Annotated in this window: 19 protein-coding genes; 8 read left to right on the top strand and 11 right to left on the bottom strand. The window is 32.1% G+C overall.

Annotated features, from left to right (window positions below; translation table 11 throughout):
- Positions 1-2: 2 nt before the first annotated feature.
- The 4 genes from U0D62_RS10485 to U0D62_RS10470 are packed head-to-tail and all read left to right on the top strand — an operon-like array spanning position 3 to position 2,910.
- Positions 3-410, top strand: a complete 408-nt coding sequence (locus U0D62_RS10485) for a hypothetical protein (protein ID WP_322287231.1) — start codon at positions 3-5, stop codon at positions 408-410.
- A 57-nt stretch (positions 411-467) separates the two neighbouring features.
- Positions 468-1,535: a glycosyltransferase gene (locus U0D62_RS10480; protein WP_322287230.1), complete on the top strand. Its 1,068-nt coding sequence runs from the start codon at positions 468-470 to the stop codon at positions 1,533-1,535.
- Positions 1,536-1,537: 2 nt separating this feature from the next.
- Positions 1,538-2,083: a hypothetical protein gene (locus U0D62_RS10475; RefSeq protein ID WP_322287229.1), complete on the top strand. Its 546-nt coding sequence runs from the start codon at positions 1,538-1,540 to the stop codon at positions 2,081-2,083.
- The gene (locus U0D62_RS10470) at positions 2,083-2,910 is read left to right on the top strand and encodes a hypothetical protein (RefSeq protein ID WP_322287228.1); all 828 of its coding nucleotides are present in this window, start codon (positions 2,083-2,085) and stop codon (positions 2,908-2,910) included. The genes U0D62_RS10475 and U0D62_RS10470 overlap by 1 nt, the downstream gene beginning before the upstream one ends.
- A 148-nt stretch (positions 2,911-3,058) precedes the next feature.
- Here the strand turns inward: U0D62_RS10470 and U0D62_RS10465 are convergent, their stop codons facing one another.
- The 3 genes from U0D62_RS10465 to U0D62_RS10455 are packed head-to-tail and all read right to left on the bottom strand — an operon-like array spanning position 3,059 to position 5,662.
- The gene (locus U0D62_RS10465) at positions 3,059-4,195 is read right to left on the bottom strand and encodes an MBL fold metallo-hydrolase (protein ID WP_322287227.1); all 1,137 of its coding nucleotides are present in this window, start codon (positions 4,193-4,195) and stop codon (positions 3,059-3,061) included.
- A gap of 21 nt (positions 4,196-4,216) precedes the next feature.
- A complete protein-coding gene (locus U0D62_RS10460) occupies positions 4,217-5,038 on the bottom strand; it encodes an oxidoreductase (RefSeq protein WP_322287226.1) in 822 nt (273 codons plus the stop codon).
- 51 nt (positions 5,039-5,089) lie between these two features.
- On the bottom strand, positions 5,090-5,662 hold the full coding sequence (locus tag U0D62_RS10455) for a TetR/AcrR family transcriptional regulator (protein WP_322287225.1): 573 nt from the start codon (positions 5,660-5,662) through the stop codon (positions 5,090-5,092).
- Positions 5,663-5,873: 211 nt separating this feature from the next.
- Between U0D62_RS10455 and U0D62_RS10450 the strand changes: the two genes are divergently transcribed.
- Entirely contained in the window at positions 5,874-6,794 is a 921-nt protein-coding gene (locus U0D62_RS10450) for an ABC transporter ATP-binding protein (protein WP_322287224.1), read from the top strand.
- A 36-nt stretch (positions 6,795-6,830) separates the two neighbouring features.
- Positions 6,831-7,946: an ABC transporter permease gene (locus U0D62_RS10445; RefSeq protein WP_322287223.1), complete on the top strand. Its 1,116-nt coding sequence runs from the start codon at positions 6,831-6,833 to the stop codon at positions 7,944-7,946.
- A gap of 113 nt (positions 7,947-8,059) precedes the next feature.
- On the opposite strand, the gene U0D62_RS10440 is transcribed toward U0D62_RS10445, so the two are convergent.
- From U0D62_RS10440 to U0D62_RS10425, 4 genes are all read right to left on the bottom strand, one after another.
- Positions 8,060-8,302 carry a hypothetical protein gene (locus U0D62_RS10440; RefSeq protein ID WP_322287222.1) on the bottom strand — a complete coding sequence of 81 codons (243 nt, stop codon included), beginning with the start codon at positions 8,300-8,302 and terminating at the stop codon, positions 8,060-8,062.
- A gap of 8 nt (positions 8,303-8,310) precedes the next feature.
- Positions 8,311-9,099, bottom strand: coding sequence for a hypothetical protein (locus tag U0D62_RS10435; RefSeq protein ID WP_322287221.1), 789 nt, complete (start codon positions 9,097-9,099; stop codon positions 8,311-8,313).
- A 106-nt stretch (positions 9,100-9,205) separates the two neighbouring features.
- A complete protein-coding gene (locus U0D62_RS10430) occupies positions 9,206-10,312 on the bottom strand; it encodes a DUF1579 family protein (protein ID WP_322287220.1) in 1,107 nt (368 codons plus the stop codon).
- Between the two features lie 87 nt (positions 10,313-10,399).
- Positions 10,400-11,257 carry an AraC family transcriptional regulator gene (locus U0D62_RS10425; RefSeq protein WP_322287219.1) on the bottom strand — a complete coding sequence of 286 codons (858 nt, stop codon included), beginning with the start codon at positions 11,255-11,257 and terminating at the stop codon, positions 10,400-10,402.
- A gap of 213 nt (positions 11,258-11,470) precedes the next feature.
- Here U0D62_RS10425 and U0D62_RS10420 point away from each other — a divergent pair, with 213 nt between their 5' ends.
- Complete coding sequence (locus U0D62_RS10420) at positions 11,471-12,295, top strand: HEAT repeat domain-containing protein (protein WP_322287218.1); 825 nt, start codon at positions 11,471-11,473, stop codon at positions 12,293-12,295.
- A 2-nt stretch (positions 12,296-12,297) separates the two neighbouring features.
- Complete coding sequence (locus tag U0D62_RS10415; protein WP_322287217.1) at positions 12,298-13,050, top strand: hypothetical protein; 753 nt, start codon at positions 12,298-12,300, stop codon at positions 13,048-13,050.
- Between the two features lie 86 nt (positions 13,051-13,136).
- Here the strand turns inward: U0D62_RS10415 and U0D62_RS10410 are convergent, their stop codons facing one another.
- The 4 genes from U0D62_RS10410 to U0D62_RS10395 all read right to left on the bottom strand — a co-directional run bounded on the left by U0D62_RS10410 (position 13,137) and on the right by U0D62_RS10395 (position 18,910).
- Positions 13,137-14,270, bottom strand: a complete 1,134-nt coding sequence (locus tag U0D62_RS10410; protein WP_322287216.1) for an alpha/beta hydrolase — start codon at positions 14,268-14,270, stop codon at positions 13,137-13,139.
- Between the two features lie 26 nt (positions 14,271-14,296).
- Positions 14,297-15,925 (bottom strand): alpha/beta hydrolase-fold protein, encoded by a 1,629-nt coding sequence (locus U0D62_RS10405; protein ID WP_322287215.1) that lies wholly within the window; start codon positions 15,923-15,925, stop codon positions 14,297-14,299.
- Between the two features lie 92 nt (positions 15,926-16,017).
- Entirely contained in the window at positions 16,018-16,941 is a 924-nt protein-coding gene (locus tag U0D62_RS10400; protein WP_322287214.1) for a hypothetical protein, read from the bottom strand.
- 148 nt (positions 16,942-17,089) lie between these two features.
- Complete coding sequence (locus U0D62_RS10395; protein WP_322287213.1) at positions 17,090-18,910, bottom strand: serine hydrolase; 1,821 nt, start codon at positions 18,908-18,910, stop codon at positions 17,090-17,092.
- Positions 18,911-18,961: the final 51 nt, after the last annotated feature.

The raw sequence follows: 18,961 nt of genomic DNA, 5'->3' as shown, positions 1-18,961 counted from the left end.
TTATGAATTGTCAACAAAAATCTGGTGTGTTTTTAAATTTAGACTGTCAGAATATTAAAGAGCATACTTGTACTAAATGCAAAAAAGATGTTTGTAGAACACACGCACACGTTTTAACATCTAAATATTTTTGTGAGGACTGTTATTGGGAAACCTATTTATTTAGTATTAAAAAACAGGATAATTACGTAGAAGATAGCAATATAGATGATACTCATGTAAGTTCTAATAACCCATCACAATTTTCACCTTCACCATCAGGTTTTGATGGTGGATTTGGCGGTGGAAGTTTTGGAGGTGGAGGTGCTTCTGGCACCTGGACAGAAGGAGATATGCAAAGTTTGAGTGATACTTCTACCAATGAGAACCTAGATATGTTAAGTTCTGATGATACATTTTTATATAGTTAATTTAAATTGATGGTTATAAGTTGGTTTACAGAAAATTACCCACCAAATAAAGGAGGTATGTCTAGAAGTTGTGATCGCATTATCGCTAATTTACGTAAAGAACACACTATTAATGTGTATCATTTCACAAATAAAAACAAAGCATTTAGTGTTGAAAGTCAGATAAACGGTGTGTATACATCTATTCCTGTTTTTGAAGATAGTTCACACACACTCAATATGCTATGGGCATTTATAAAGAATAAAACCACAGTTTTGGAAAGCGATATTTTGGTAAGCTTTGGTAGTAATTTATGTTTAAAAGGAATGCCACTAATAGCAAACTGGTTACAAAAACCATTACTAACTTGTTTTAGAGGGAACGATTTTGACTCTGCAATTTTTTCTAATAAAAAGCAAGATTTATTATATGCTTTACAAAATTCATCTGGTATAGCTTGTGTTACCAAAGAAAAAGTAGAACGTATAAAACATATGCAGCTTAATACAAGTGTATGGTATACACCTAACTCTATTCATTTAGAACAGTGGAAAATATTACAATCAGATTATAAGTTAGCAGTAAAGTATAAGGAAGCACTTAATTTAGATAAAAAAACAACCGTTATTGGATTAATTGGATTTTTAAAACAAAAAAAAGGAATTGATTTTTTTATTTCTAGTTTACAAAAATCTCAATTTATAAATACAGTTCATTTGCGTATTGTAGGCGAGATAGAACCACACCTGGAAACGCTTTTAATAACCAAAAATATTGAATATTCGATAGTTGTTCCAGAATCTCAGACCGAACTTATAGCTAATTACCTAGTCTGTGATTTAATTGCAATTCCTTCAATTTACGATGGAATGCCTAACGTCATTTTTGAAGCTGCAGCATTAGAAATACCTATTTTAGCATCAAACGCTGGTGGTATTCCGGATATATTAGATCAAGATAATGCTTTCATTTTTGATGTATTATCTGAAAAATCACTACTTATAGCTTTATCAAATTTTGAAAACATCTCTAAAACTAATTTAGAATTGAAAACTAAGCTTTTAAAAAGTAAACTAGAAAAGGAATTTACTCCAGACCAAGAACTCAAAAATTATTTAGAAATATTTAAAAAAATAAAAAGATAAAAATGAAACTCTATACGAAAATCGTAGGTCTGTTGTTTTTAGTAATGATGATTACAGCTTGTAAACAATCAGAAAAAAACACGGCAAATCCGAGTACTTCAAATTCTGAGAATCGTGATGTAATTTATACATCTAAAATGACTAAGGCAGACAAAAAAAAATATTATAATGCCAATAATAATGTTGTTTTTGAAGTAAAATATAAATCTGATGGTTTTAAATTGAGAACAGCGTCATCTAAACTTTTATGGAAAATAAAGTTGTATGATAATAAGATTAAAATTAGTGATAATGAAGAAAATTTGAATCCTTATGAGATTAAGTTAATAAATAGTAGTGAAGCTAAATTAGTAAAAGAAGACACTAAATTGGCAAGATTAACATACGATGTAGCATCAAAAACACAAACCATAACGACTACACATGAAACAAAATCAAAAGAAATAAAAGGAAAATACTCTCCTAGCCTTTTGGTTAATAATATTTCTGAAATTCCTGATGACCAAAAAAAAATTATTATGGATGAATTAGTTCTAAAAGGTTTTTAATGCATGTTTTCTATGCTCAGGGAGGTGGCCTCGGCCATTTAACACGTATTAATAAACTTATAAAAACTCTAGAAATTCCAAATAGTGATGTACTTATTATTACTCCATCTGCTTTTACTAAGTATTTTGAGGTTTATACTTTCGTTAAAATTTCATGGAACGAAACTGTAGGTAATTGGTCAAAAACAATAAAAAACACTATTAAATACCACAATATAACAACCTTTTATGTCGATACTTTTCCGTTTGGTATAAAAGGTGAACTCAATACTGTTTATAAAACATTTCCTAAACTTGAATATGTTTATATTTCTAGATTATTGAAATGGCAAAACTATCTGGATTCCATTCTAGTTAAGGCCTCAATTAAATTTTCAAAAACAATAGTTTTAGAAGTAATGTATCCCGAGCATATGATTTGGATAGAAAATAATTCCAAAAAAACTGAAAATATCTTATTGCAAAATAATAACATTTCTTCTATTCCTTTTCTTGATAAACCTTATGTTTTAATTGTTCATTCCGGAGGAAAGAAGGATGTATTAAAAATTTGTAATCAAGCTATTAAAGAATATCAAAACAAACCAGAGATAGTTATTGTAGTTTTTACTCAAGTAGATATTAATATAAAAGACTCCAGAATACTAATATATAAAGATGTTTTCCCTGTTTCTATGTATTTTAAACATGCTGAAAAAATATATACTGCTGCGGGTTTTAACAGTATCCAGGAATTGAAACATTATAAAGAAAAGCATGTTGCAATACCGCTTTACAAATTATTTGATGATCAATTTTTTAGGTGCTCAAATAGTTTTAAAGATTAAGAATAACGGATGTATAAAACTTTGTTTATTTCTAAACTACTATCATTGTTCAGCAATATTATTATCACGCAAATATACTAATTGCTTCATTGGGACAATTAGTATACCTTGCGTTTAGCTAATAAAGATTTATTACATCATTATGCTTTTAGCTCTTCCACCAAGATGAAGAACTAGTTATTAAATCTTCTAATAAAATTGATGTTCCAATTTGTGGTGTTATTATATCTATATTTAGTTCTTTTGCTTTTTCTGTAACACGTTTTACTGGGTCAGTCCAGGTGTGCATTGCTAATTTAAATGCTCCCCAATGTATAGGCATTACAGTTTTTGCTTTTACATCTAATCCTGCTTGTGCAGTTTCTTCTGGAAACATGTGTATGTCTGGCCACATTTCATTGTATTGACCACATTCTATCATTGCAAAATCAAAAGGGCCATATTTTTCTCCAATCTCTTTAAAATGAGATGCGTAACCACTATCTCCACTAAAGAAAATATTTTCGGTTTGAGATTGAATAATCCATGAACTCCATAGTGTTTTTGTTCTATCAGTAAGTCCTCTCCCAGAAAAATGTTGAGCCGGTGTACATCGAAAAATTAAATCTTCAAATGTTGTCTCTTGCCACCAGTCTAATTCTACTATACGTTCTTTAGCAATTCCCCATTCTTGTAAATGTGCACCAACACCTAAAGGAGTATAGAACATTTTTACTTTACTTTTTAATTTTTTTATAGTACCATAATCTAAATGGTCATAATGATCATGTGAGATGAGTACGGCATCTATTTCTGGTAATTTTTCAACTTCAATCGGTAACTCTTTACTAAATCGTTTACTGCCTAGCAATGGATGAGGCGCTGGTACTTCTCCAAACATCGGATCAATAAGAATATTTTTAGCATTCATTTGTAATAAAAAAGTAGAATGTCCAAACCAAATTAAGCGTGTTTTACCATTATGTTCTACTATATTAAGAGAATCTATTTTTTTAACAGATAGATTTTCTTTGGGAACAGTTTTAGGTTGTGGCTTAAAGTACCCTATAATACTTTTACCCATATCTCTAAAACTCATATCTAATTGCACTTCATTTTTGTTAACGAACTTTTCATCCTTATAATTATCAGATGTTGCATAGATTGCTTTTTGTTCTTTTGTTGCTTTTCCTCCAAATTCTGGACTTAATTTAATAAACAAAGTTGTTGCTATTACTATAATTCCTATGAGGATTCCAATACCTATTAACATACGTTTTATATATTTTAAAAGTTTAGTTTTCATTTTTAATATTTGACTAATACACTATTTTTTATTCATTTGACCTAAGAGCACTTTATCTAACATTTTATCTGTCAATAATTTATGCATGAAAGTAAATATTTTGGCTCCTCCACCAGCAACATATCTTGTTTTTGGTTTTTTAGCATCAATAGCTTTTGTGATAACATTAGCAATAACAGTCGGTTCTGAACCAAATTTATCATCAGCTTCTTTTAAGAATCGCGAATGTTTATGAACTAATTCACTATAAGCAGTATTACCAGACACTTTAACCAAGTTTTCACGAGCAATTTTATTCCATTCTGTTTTTATAGCGCCGGGCTGTATTACTACGACATCAATACCAAATTGCTTAAGTTCCATTCTAATAGAATCACTCAATCCTTCTACTGCAAATTTTGTGGCATGGTACCATGACCCATGAGGTTCTCCAAAACGACCTCCAATAGAAGATATATTTATAATTTTCCCAGCCTTTTGTTTACGCATATGGGGTAATGCCAATTGTGTAAGACGAGCCAAACCAAAGACATTTACTTCAAATTGATATTTTGCTTCTTCCATTGGTACATCTTCTAAAGCTCCATAGGAACCATAGCCAGCATTATTTATCAAAATGTCAATACGTCCTTCTTGATTTATTAGGGTTTGCATACCTTGAAGCATAGAATCTTCTTTGGTAACATCCATTGCTAACAATTTTACTCCCAATTGCTCTATGTCTTTCATCTTTTCTGTTCTTCGTGCAGAACCATATACAGTAAACCCTTTTTCTAATAAAAGTTTAGCTGTTTTTTTCCCTATACCAGAAGATGCTCCTGTAATTAATACTATTTTTTTCATGTTGCTAAATATTTATAATCGAATATTTATTCTTTTTTAAATTAAAAAAAATTAACTTTTTATGGCGTCCCAAACAAATGAGAACATCAAATCCGTATCCTTTTGATTGAGTTCGAGTTTCTTATTAAGAATTAAGTTTACAGTTTCAAATAAAACGGCTCCAATAATGGATTCCAGTATCTCGTTATTAATGTTTTTAATTAACCCCTCACTTTTACCGAGTTCCAAAAGTTCTTTGCCTAACCTATTTTTGGTTTCTTTTACACCTTCTGGAACCTTATCATAATACGGTGATTGTTTGACTTGCATAATAAAACTCATCTCTTTATTATGATTAACACTGAAATCAATCCAGTACAACCACATCGTTTTAAGTTTTAATTTAAAAGGTAAATCGTTGGTAATACTTTTGCTACTCCTCTTTGAACCTTGTTCTATAAGTTCTGTGGCAATGGAGACTATTAAATCTTCTTTGTTTTTATAATAGACATAGAGTGTTGATACTGAAATACCAATTCGTTTGGCCAAATCAGCCATTTTAATTCCGGCAAAACCTTTTTCAAAAACGATAGCTAATGTATGGTCAATAATGGCTAATCGTTTAGTTTCATCTTTAACTCTCACAGTGCAAATATATAAATAAAAACGAATATTTATTCGTTAATTAAAACATAATTATTTTAATTTAATGACATTACCCTCCTCACCTATTCAATTCACACCATATATTTTTAGCCAATCCACAATTCATCCATAAAATTATACAGTTCAGTAAAATCATTTATATAAACAACCATGCTTTCACGACATTTGAATCATTAATGAACAACTAACTATGATTCAAGTACAAAACCTTTCCAAATCTTTTCAAAACATACAAGCTGTAAACGATATTAGTTTTACCATTAAAAAGGGAGAAATCTTTGGGTTCTTAGGTCCCAATGGCGCCGGAAAATCTACTACACTTAATATGATGAGTACTATTTTAAAAAGTGATGCTGGAAGTATTCACATTAATGGTAAAAATAGTAATGAAAGTGCTAAAGAATGTAAACATTTGATTGGTGTCGTACCTCAAGAAATATCGCTATATGAAGATCTTTCTGCGTATAAAAACTTGTTGTTTTGGGGAAATTTATACGGAATTCCTTCTATCATATTAAAAGAAAGAATCCATACCACTCTTGAATTGATTGGATTGTTAGATCGGAAGAACGATTTAATCAAAACCTATTCTGGAGGAATGAAACGTAGAATCAATATTGCTGCGGCATTGTTACATAATCCAAAAGTATTGTTTATGGACGAACCAACCGTAGGAATCGATCCACAAAGTAGAAATCACATTTTTGAAGTTATCGAAACCTTGAATAAACAAGGGATGACCATTGTCTATACCACGCATTATATGGAAGAAGTAGAGCGTTTATGTGATCGTATTGCAATTATTGACTCAGGAAAAATCATCGCACAAGGAACACAATCCCAATTAAAAGAATTAGTGCAGACTAAAGAAAGTATTCTATTCGAATTTAGTTTCCTTTCTGAAAACAATGTAAATCAACTAAGAACCTTGCTCCCATATACCATGACTCAAAACAAAAACGAGTTGCTAGTAGAAATTACAGTGCAAGAGCTTTCTGCAGTGATTACTGCGTGTAATGAATTACAATTAAGTATCAAAGACATACAACTGAACAAAATAAACCTGGAGGCGATTTTTTTAAACCTGACCGGAAAACAACTTAGAGATTAACCTTCAATACATCTATCAATTACAAAATCAATCATCATGATACTTACTGTTTTAAAAAAAGACCTTAAATTGTTTTTCTCAGACAAAAAAGGAGTCTTAGTTACCTTTCTATTGCCTATTATTATGATTACACTATTTGCATTTGCATTTGGTGGTGTAGCAAAAAAGAAAAGCGCTCCAAAACCTTTAGGAGTATTAGTAGTGGATAAAGATTCTACAACAACTTCTCAAGAATTGATTACAAAACTGAATGCCATGCAAACCATTCGTTTGATTGCTTCTGAAGAAGGGAAAGCTTTAGATCTTGTAAGAAAAGGAAAAAATGTAGCTGCTTTAATTTTTGAAAAAGGATTTTCTGATGCTGTGGCTACTGATACAGATTTGCCTATCGAATTAAAATATGACGCGGCAAGAGATTTACAGATGCGAATTGTACATACAGTTCTAAAAGAAGGATTCAAACATCATTTAGGAAAAGCAGATGTGATTAACAATGTAAAGCTTAAAACCACTTCGTTAATCAAAGAAAGTTCTACCAAAGCACATCCTGGGCTGGTACAGGCCGTTGGAGGAACAGCAATTATGATGTTATTGTTTAGTATAGCTGCTATTGGTGGAGGACTGTTAGATGAAAAAGAGGCAGGAACTTTAAAACGTTTGTTAATTGCTCCTGTAAAACCATTAGACATTTTATTAGCAAAAATGGGAACAGCAATGGTGGTTTCTATTCTACAATTAACGACTATGTTTGTTTTTGCCTGGCTAGCCTTTGGTTTACCTATTTTTATGGATATTTTCTCATTGATATTATTGATTGTATGTATCTCGTTTGCGGTTTCTAGTTTTGGAGTTCTATTAGTATCCACGGTAAAAACGCGCCAACAATTACAAGGAATGAGCACGATTATTATCATTCTAATGTCGGGAATTGGAGGAAGTATGATCCCTATTAGTATGATGCCGGCATTCATGCAAAATCTTGCTGTAGTTAGTGTGAATTATTGGGGAATTGAAGGTTTCTTTGATATTTTTTGGAGGCAATTACCGTTATTAACTATTCTTCCTAAAATGGGAATTCTATTAGCCATTGGTTTAGGAATGACGTTGGTTTCTACCATATTATTTAAGAGAAATATTATTGCGATTGATTAATTTATTCCTATCTGAAGTCCTATTTTTTTACTCCCTTTAGTTACTCTAACAATTCCTTGGGTAGAGGAATTGTTAGAGCTTGTGCCATAGTCATATCAGCTTTTATGAGGCCATTAACTTACTAACCAAATTACGACTACATCCACCATTATAATTAAGGTCAAAATAAGTAACCAGGTTTTTGATTGTAGCCTTAAAGGCTTTGCAATTTCATGCTCTACCCAGGACCATAGCGTTATATATCCTATCCAAACAAAAATGTTTTCAATTTTATTTATCAGCAAGTATACCATACCTCCCAAAAAAAATAGCATTACAACAGTAAATAATATCCAGATCTTTTGTTTCTTATTCATTGTATCGTTTAATCTTCAACCTTAATTTTAGTTTTTTCATATCCATCCATAACTAGTTCAAAAGATCCTTCTGTGGCTGTAGCTTTTTCATAGATCAAAAACCACCCTAATTCATCCTGAGCTAACCAGACCTCGCCGTGTAAATGACCATAATCGATATATATCACATGGCACTCAAATGTATGTTCTCCCAGGGTAAATGTATCCTTACGAAGGAATTTTTCTGTTAGTTTCATGGTTCTGGCAAAAGAAACGTCCAGCATTCTTCTCTTGTATTCCTTCCCTGATTCCATTTCTCTATCCGTAGGGTCTATATAAATTGTGGCGGTATGGTAATCTTTACCTTTGATAAACTTTTGCTTATAAGTTTTTGATTCTGTTGATGATTTAGATTCAAAGTGTAATGTTTTACCTTTTAGCATAAATCGATTATCAAAAGTTTCTCCGTTCTTTACATTCGTAAATTTGCCTTGATACTCCTCTACGCCTTTTTGACCTAACCAAAATGTTTCTTCAGATTTGGTATCTAATGGTTCATAGAAACTTAGTAAACTTTGAGCTACGTCTTTTATTAACAGAGAGCTTTTTGTTATATCAACTTTACGAATAGCTTCCATTTGTCCTGTTTTTACACCATCAGCAGACATTGCATATGTTCTTTTTATTTGAAGGTTTTTAGGTGGATTAAAATTTAGATCTTCTTGTACCTCTATTTTTTCTTGTGCACAGGCAGTAAATAAGGTAAGTAAACAAATCATCATACATCCCTTTAAAAAATTGTTTTTACTATTATTCATTTCTTATCGTTTTTTAATAGATTATCATTAATACTATTCCAAAATTACAATGGAGGAAGCTCAAAAAATTATCCGTTTTGGACAATCTGATAAATTGACCTGGATATTATTTAACATTTTTAAAATCAACTATTTTTTTAAAAGTAAAAGTGATTTTTTTTACGGGGTCACTAGTTCCATGAATTACATGAGACATTGATTTTACCATTCCTTTTTCTTCATCAACATCCCAAATCCATCTTTCAACTTCAGCCGTATTTCTTAATATGGTTTTTAAAACAATTATAACTTTTGTCCTACTGGTATTTGGAACACCTTCAAATTCGACAGCGATTCCTCTATTGTCTAACATAAACCCAGTAATGCGTTGTTTTTCTTCATTCCAAGTCATTACATTATATCCAGTAAAATCATCATCTCCTTCAAAAAAATAATCCGTTACAACGGCATTACCACCAAGAACTGGGGTTGAAGTTTCATTTACATTAAAATTATAGGACTCAACTTTTGCTTTTGCTTTGTATTTTCCTCCCATCATATTGGCGAGCCATTTTGAGCCTTCTGCAAGCGGAATTAAAGAATTAATATCCTTAATACTTTCAAGATCTTGAGGCATATTGGGCTGATTTGTTCGTGTATAAGTTCCTTTTGAGTATATAAAAGCCGGACTTCCGTTGATTGAACGTTTAATAATAACGGTATAATTATTATCACTTGGTTTAGTAATAACTTGATCAATTATTACACGTCCATTTTCATCTATTCTTGAATATTGCTCTAGAAAACTTTTGTCATCAAGAAAATACATTGTTTCAAACTTGCTTCCGTTGCTTGCATTGTTCACAAACATTTTCTTGTATTGATGATCTCCCCAATCCCAGCTTATAAAAGCGAATGTTGATAATTGAACTTTGTTATCAATACTCTTATGTTCTATAGTTTGTAAATAATGATTCCCAAATACTTTTTTGTTATGCACTTTAGAAGTCCATTGTGTGGCTTCAGTATTAGGGTTCTCAAATACCTCTCCAGCTCCTTCCCAATATCCAGCAAGAATATCTAATTCTTTTAGTTCTACTGCAGGTTGTGCACTATCATCAAAATGTGAATTACTAATCTTTTGATATTGTACGTAATAGTAGTATGATATTATTATTATTATTATGAGCGTTAATAAAAAAACTATAGCTACAATTATTATACTTTTTTTCATCTTGTTATTGTTTAATCGATTTATCAATTAGTTACAGTAACAAAACTATAATTGAAGAGTTTGAAGAAATTATCCGTTTTGGACAATTTACTCGATAGGAATATAAATTTCGATTATTTGTTGATCTTCCGGAACCGGATTATTAAAATTAGGATATATTTCAATAGAAGGCGCATCTTTAAACTCAAGCTGCACCTCAGTTAGCCAAAATGCATAGATTTTATTGTAGGTTTCCTGGCTATTCTCATAACTCCCAAAGTGCCTAAATTTAGCATACTTTTGACGTTTATGTTTCTTAATTTTAAAAAGCTTCTCTGGTCGATCGCTTAAAGGTTCATCCAGTCTTACTGCACAATTATAACGAAAATGTATACTATCGCTAATTTCATTGTCATCTAAAAGCTCTGCTAAAAAAACAGTCTTTGATGTTATCAAATGTTCTTTTTCATAGTGACTTATAAGATTTCCCCATGTACTTTCTACTGCTCTTGTGTCACTAAAAACACCTCGATACTCTAAATACAACATTTCAAAATCCGGAAGAAATTCAATACTAAAATCTAAAAGCGATTCCTTACGATCATAAACAGTTTTAATAATCTTACGATTTGCTTCAATACTATTTCGAAAACCTCTTGGAGAACAATTAAATTTACTTTTAAAAGCTTTATTAAAAGCAGGAGCATTTTCAAAGCCTACCTCAAAAGCAATATTTGCTACTTTCGAATCAGAATATTTTAAATATTGAGCTGCTTTTTCAAGGCGTATTCGTTTTATGTATTTACCAATTGTTTCGTTATGCAGGGCTAAAAAAATACGATTGATATTTCTATAAGAGTAATGACATACATCTTCTATTTTCTTAATATCGATATCCTCTTTAAAGTTTTTATCAATATAAGTTGTCAGTTTTTTATAGCGTTCAAGTTGGGTTTCATTCTTCATCAATTACAAAATAATAAAATTTATTATTAAATAGATAACCATGCCTCTCTTCTCCATAGAATCATATAAATAGCACTATCCAAAAACCGTTGAATACTGGGGTTTAAAAAAGGAGTTAAACCCCAGCGTTTTGTAGTTGATTAACTCTTACAACGACACCGCCACCTTACTACTTTTGCTTCGAACAATATTATTAACTAATCATTTAATATTATGAAACACTCTTTAAAACCATTATTAGTATTGTTACTATTAGTAGTATTTGTAGTAACAATACAAGGCTGTGAAAATGATAATTTGGATAAATCCATCGACGTTACTAAAACAGATGAATCATCAGAAAAAGCAAGTTCAGCTTCTTCAGTATTAACATTTGATGAATCTTCAAGCCTTTCACTAGATGGCCTTTTTGCAGGATTTCCATCAGGAAACCTTATTCAGGAACACCTTAAACTTTCTATGGCATTTGGTAAGGATGCAGAAGAAAACTATCAGCGATCACTATACTTACTTAGAAAAGAAAAGAATATCGCAGAATCACTTGCTGGAGTATATCAAAAAATTCCTACTCAGTACTATTTATATCGTACGATGATCATTGAAGCCTTAAAAGAATTACGATCAGACGAATCCTTGAAGTATTTGTATGAAATCGCTTCTTTAAGTATACCAAGGGATACAGAACCTGAAAATCCTGAGATAGATACTCGAACGGATGAAATCATTATTCGCCTTACTGCTGTTGAAGGTATTGGAATATTAGCAATACAAAAAAACGAAGAGGCTGAAAAAATGCTGATGCGTTTAATCGATCATGAAGATTTATCTGTACGTCAGATAGCAACACGTAGCTATTTACAAACTCCTTTTGGAAATGTTGAAGAGAAAATGAAAGAATTGTACGAAAGACTTCCACAACAAGAGCATTGGTATATCACCACAAGAAGTACCGATATCAGGAAAGTAGAACATCCTGAAATGCCTAAGGAATTTGACATTAAAATTAATGAAACGGAAGACTCACCAAAAATTAGATAATCATGAAAAATATTCAATTATATAAAAACACAACTGTAATTTTCATACTATTATTAGTAATGACCACACTCACAACTCAGGCACAACAAACCTGCACAGTTCCTCCGCATGATAATGTAGCAGATGGCACTTCTGTCTACGCTTCTGGACTATGTAATCAGGCACGTGTAGATCATTGGTGGGGAGTTTTTGATATGAGAAGACAAGACTGGGATAGCGGATTTGGATATTATGATCCTTGTAACTTAGATTTGCCTTTGGCAAGGACTTTTGCAGCATTATACCTACTCACCTATTCTGCTGAGGATTATGCTACCAATACCGGGGATTATAGTGGAAATGCACTACGTTGGGCCTATCCATACACTGCTAACAATACTGGAAGATTACAAGCACTATGTTATAAACCAGGATCTACTCCAGGGCAATGGGCAGGTTGGGCTTATGGCAGTCGGGTAGAACTATATATCCCTTATTTCTATTCTTTTGATGTGGTTACCCGAGCAGGAACTTTATTACACGAAGCAAGGCACAATGGAGGAAAAAGCCATAATGGAGGTAGTGGATGTCCTAGAGCTGCTTCCTGTGATACAAATTGGGATTATCAAGGATCCAATATGTATGAAGTATTGTATTTATGGTGGTTTGCGGTTGATGGAACAAGAACTACCAGTGCTATACGTAATATGGCAAGAAACCGTGCAAGAAGTGTTCAAAATAATGCTTTTAATACAAATCCAGGATTTAATATTTAATATCTTTAATTTTCTACAAATTTAGTAATGCTTTTTAATAGAAGATTTATCTTCTATTAAAAAGCATTCTCCAACTGAAAATATACTTATTTGATTTTAATTGCTGTTCTTGTTCTTGTAGGGTCAGTGTCTAACTGACTAGTGAAACCAATCACGTTACCTTTTTCATCCCTATTAAAAATAAAATCAAAATACCTTCCTAAAATCGAAAACTCAGAAGAGTTAATTACTTGAATGTTTGCTCCCTTAACTTCTCCTGGACGAACTAAAGTTAATTGTCCATCTCTAATAGCAATCTCCCGAATGTAAGTACCATCTTTATAAGTACCACAATATTCGATTAGTTTTTCTTCGGGCAAACTAATAGTTAATCGCTTATAAACAAATCTCATCCCTTGATTAATAGCTTCTGCTTCTCCACCTAAATGTCCCATGTTTTGAACCAAACGAAAATCTATTGTCATATCATTATAGTTGTGTTCTTTTATTTGTTCATACATTGCAGAGGCCTTAGGCAAATCATTAAACTCGCCTTCCAAAAATATTACTTTGGAATGTAGTCTCTTATTATTCTGAAAAAAAGTTTCTTCAAGTTTATACAGGTAATCTCTGTCCCACCATAAGGTAGGATTATGAATGATATAGTTAGCAAATAAAGAAGGTTGTGTAAATAATGTATAATGAGTAAACATTCCGGCAAATGACGTTCCAAACAGTGTTCTATTTGTTTTATCTGTACTATAAAGACGATCTGTTAATGGGATTATTTCATCACTTAAAACCTTTAAAAACGTTGGGGCGCCCCCAGAAGTAACTATTCGATCTATTGTGGTAGGTGTCAAATCCCTTGTTCTATGTAATGTTGGGTTTTCTTTTGAGCCGCTATTTGTAATTCCAACAATAATTATTTCTGGAGTAAAACCATCATCCCAAACTCCATTGTAAATATGCGTTGTAGTACCAAATATACGATAGCCGTCCAAGACATAAAAAACCGGATACGTTTGTGTTCGATCCTTGCCATAACTCTCTGGAAGATTAATATATAGTGTATACTCACTATGGTTAATTTCAGATTTAAAATGAATGGATTCACTTCCAACAACAAACAAATCTTCTGGTTCTTTTGAAATAACTTGCGAACTCCCTAATAAAGGAAACAGAACTAGTATATAAGTGAATGTGTAAAATAAATGAATATGATTTTTGATATGCTTCATTTTTTATTTGGTAGTTATAGGGTTCGTTATTGAGGTTTAAGTGCCTGTATAACCTCCATTGATACCCAGTAGATATCTACAATTGGTTCATTTTTTTCAGATTTTTTCCGTCTATCAAAGAAGAGGTATTTCCCGTCAGGTGATACACTTGGATAATTTTCAGCATCACTGGTATTTATAGTGTCTCCCATATTAATAGCGGGTCCCCATGAACCATCATCAGCCCGAAAGCTGATATAAAGATCAGAAGATCCATATCCAGCTTCTCTCCTACTATCCCAAATAATATAGGATTCATCTGGTGCTATGAAAGGATGGGCATTATATTTACCAATAGCAAATTGTTTACCTAGCAATTTTGGTTGTTCATATGTACCATTTATCAAACGTGAATATCGCAGCGGAGTATCTAATTCTGGAGTAAATGTATCAAAGTAATACGTACCATTAGAAGATACCGAAAGCCGCATGATATCAATATTTTCAAAAGGCTCTCCTATGCTTTTAAGTTCTGACCAACCTGTGTTGGTACGTTCCATATATTCTTTAGCAAAATAGATAGTGTTTCCATCAGGAGAAATAGAAGGTTCACTCACTCCTCGTTTGACCACAGATTCTTGCCATTGATTATTTTTATATTCAACCGCAGTCAATACATTGGACCTGGATTCTGTTCCAAGTGGTCTTTTGATGAAATAAAACGCTTTCATATCTGCGGCAAACATTCCTTCAACTTCACGATTCTCTGCTGTATTGACAATACTTGGAGCAAAAATTTCAGCAGTGGTTCCTGGTGTTTTCTGTCCAAAATAAAGGCTATTGATTTGTGATAACCACTGCATGCTAAGTACTCCGGTCATAGGAAAAGCTGTTTGATGACTTCCCTCAATCACTATCTGCTCCAAAAATAAACTCTTGTCGTTTTTGCTTTTTAGCAAGGTGATAAACTCCTCGGCATACTTGCTCAATTCCTTCTCTAATGAGCCATATGAAATAAAAACATTAGCGTTTATGCTTTTATGAGACTTAAGTTCAGAAAGAGTGGGAATATCACCATCAAGCGCAGGACTTCCAAGAATATAGTTTTTAAAAGTATCTGGTTGTGTTAGCAATGTATATGCGCCAAACACACCTCCAAGTGAATAGCCAAAATAAGTACGGTTATCCGGCTTAGCTCGGTAATTATTCTCTATATACTTAATTACATCGTTACGAATAAAGTCTAAATGATTATTGGCTTGTCCAAATTGGTATTTTGCTTGATGCTCTGCGTTACTAGATTTCCTAACGGAGTAATCTCTAAATCTACTTACATAAACTTTACCTTCTTTCTTAAATTCTTCTTTTATATCCTTCTGCCAAGAAATACCAACTAAAATGGCTTCTTCCATGATGTATTCTGCGGATCCTGACAATATCTCCACATGCCACATAGCATCAGTATAGTAAATCACTGGATATTGAGTGTCATTATTTTCTGAATATCCTTCAGGTAGTTCTACATAAAGTTCATACTGTCTATTGGTCTTAGTATCCTTTATAGGGATCACCTCAGTTTTAGGTAATTCCAAATAAGATTTTTTAATATTTTCTTGAGCAAAGACAGTATGAAACGATATAACATATATTATTAATAATAACTTTGTTGTTTTCATCTTTTTTCTTTTGTTTCCGATTTATAATTTCAATCCACCACTAGACTAGTTACTAAAAAGATTAAATAGATCTTTTCAATATCTTCCATATACTATTTGGGTCTGAGGTTCTCAATAACCTGAGCGTCTACCCAATAAAAATTTGATAATCCACCTTCTTCGTTATATCTACCAAAAAATAAATATTTACCATCTGGAGTGATGCTGGGGCATGTTTCAGGAAAAGAAGTATTTATGGCATTTCCAAGGTTAATGGGTTCTGACCATCCACTATCTTTCTTTTTAAAATAAACATAAATATCACTTTTTCTTTGAGCATCTTCTTTGTTTCGTGCATTTACCACTATATAATCTTGAGACGGTGAAATAAACCCATGAACACCAAATTCAATTCCGACTTCGTGAACTTCGGGAAATTGGTTATTTTTTTTAGGTGCATAGTACATTTTTCGATTTGACAAATTTGTATAAAAAAGATCTCCGTTTTTTGCTTCATTCGAATAAAAAACAAAATCATCATTTATAGGAGAATTCAATTCTTTGGCATCACTCCAAGAATTACCGGTACGCTCTACATACCAGGTTTTTACTGTCTCTTTATGATGAGGAGATGTAAAAGAATCGTGAGCTGCAAAATGAATCATTCTACCATTAGGACTCACAAATGGATGCATTTCTCCAACTTTTTTGCCCTTAGTAAAATTTGTTCTTTTAGGATCTGTCCATGTTAATCCTTTGAGTTTTGAGAAATATATACTTGGATCTTCGTCTTTGTTATTAGCTGAAAAATATACTTCATCTAAATTAGGAGAAAACGAAATACCATGTTCATATCTTCCATTAAGTGAAATAATTCCAGGAGCAAAAATTTCTGGAATTAAACCTGGTGGTTTTTGTCCAAAATAGAGGTTTTCTATTTTTGATGAATCATTATCTTCTGAGTCCTGTTTTTTACTATTGCAGGCATTTAAAAATAGTGCTCCTGCAAGCAGCAAAATAGAATACGTTTTTCTCATTGTTTAAATTCTTAAAATATTTGGTGACGATTTAAATAAAATATGAATGTAGTCCTGTCAATAGGATGAATAATTTTTAATATTTGATATATCTTCAATCGTTATATTTATAGCCTTAAAGCACTATTAAATTTGATAAAAATTCGTTTCATTCATTTTTTTGTAATTCCTTAATTTTATGCCTGGTACGGTTATTTTGAGGATTTAATTCAAGTGATTTTGAGTAGTTTAAAATTGCAAGGTCAATTTCTCCAATTTTTACACAGGCTTCTGCATAACTTTCGTATACCATAAAACTATTTGGGTAGAGCATCATATTCACTTTGAAAACATCTTGTGATAATTTCATTCTATCCTCACGGAAAAAACTATATCCTAGATCATTTAGATATTCCTCAGTAACCGTAGGATAAATAGAATCTTTTTCTTTTAAGGTTCTATATGTATTAAGTGCTTTGTCAAAGTCACCTTCAAGAAGGAATTCTACTGGTTCCTTTTTATCAGTATCCATCTTAGCAAAAGTTGAAGCTATTGTTCCATCATTACTATTAATATAAAGTAAATTGATTGTTTCATTTTCAGAATTTGGTTTGAATTGCATCAATCGACTAGAATTTCTTCTAACAAAACTACTATCTGAAACTTTGATCAGTTCTTCCGCTTTTACGTCAAGTATATTTTTATAGAACAGTTGATTGTCCTTTTGAAAAACTTCTACAATCCTGCCATTGGCAATATATCTACCAGTAATTTCATCAACTAAAGATTGTTCAACTTCCATTTTTTTATGTACTGGGAAATAATTATCCCACTCATAAGCAAGAGCGACAGAACGAAATACTTCAAAAACAAAAGCTGGAAGAGGAGTATTGGTTAATACAACCACGCCATATCCATTGTCTCTATGAGCCGTCATTCTACTATAAAATCCTGTACTCCATCCGTGGTGTTCAAAATAAACTTCATCTTTCTTATTATAAATTGAAAAGCCTAGTCCATATTGTCCATAACGATTTTTCGAAGAAGGTGTAAGCATTAATGATGTCAAATTTTTTGATAATCCTTTATTACGATTATCTTTTAGGGTTTGCTGAATGTTAATTACAAATTTCGCAAGGTCCTCTGCATTTGTCCATAATCCGTTTGAAGCCAGTTCTGGATAGGTATGTCTTTTACCTTTAACCATAGAACCATCTCGTAAATAACCCGTTGCTGCTATCTTTAATTCTTCTGTGTTAAGAGATTGCTTAAACCTACTGTTCTTCATTTCTAATGGTTGGAACACTAATTCATTCATTAGCTCTTGGAATTTTTTGCCTTCAATATCCATCATCATTTGTTGAATAATGGTATAGCCACCAGCTGAAATCCAAAGATTTTCATTTAGTACTTTATCTACCATGACTGGATTTGAATTGGCTGGAGAAGTTCCGTTTAAAACTTCTATAAGTGTTGGTACGGGTTCATCTGTACTATACCCTTGAAAATCGTGCACGTTTATCCCGGCAGAATGACTCAAAAGGTTTTTTATCGTGACTTTCTCTTCTTTGGTAAACTCACTATCAGGTAATTTCCAAGATTTTAAATAACTGTTAATGTCTTCATTTAAAGTAACTTTATTTTGATCTACAAGACGTAATGCACCATATGCAGTTAAAGACATACCAATTGTTGATACTTGGAAAAGTGTTTTATCAGTCACAGGAACTTCACTTTCTTTATCCATTATACCATACCCTTTTGCCCAGGCAACTTTACCATTATTTATTACAGCAATGCTCACACCTGGAATTCCATAGTGTTTCATTCGTTCTTCTATAGACCAGGTAGAATCGCCTTCTATGTGTACCCGAGTTGTGAGACCTGTTTCTACCTTTTTAATTAAATCAATGGTCATATCAGTATTTGATTCTTCTGTACATGATTGAAAAAGAATTGTAATTAATAGCACTGAGATAATATTTCTCATATTTATATTTTTTTCATTGAACGCTCCTCCCAGGAGCCATCTGGTTGTCGA

Origin of the sequence: Aquimarina callyspongiae, from assembly GCF_034322225.1 — a bacterium.
Lineage (GTDB): Bacteria > Bacteroidota > Bacteroidia > Flavobacteriales > Flavobacteriaceae > Aquimarina.
Note: the sequence above shows the minus strand (reverse complement) of the source record. Positions and strands in the feature narration are given on the sequence as shown.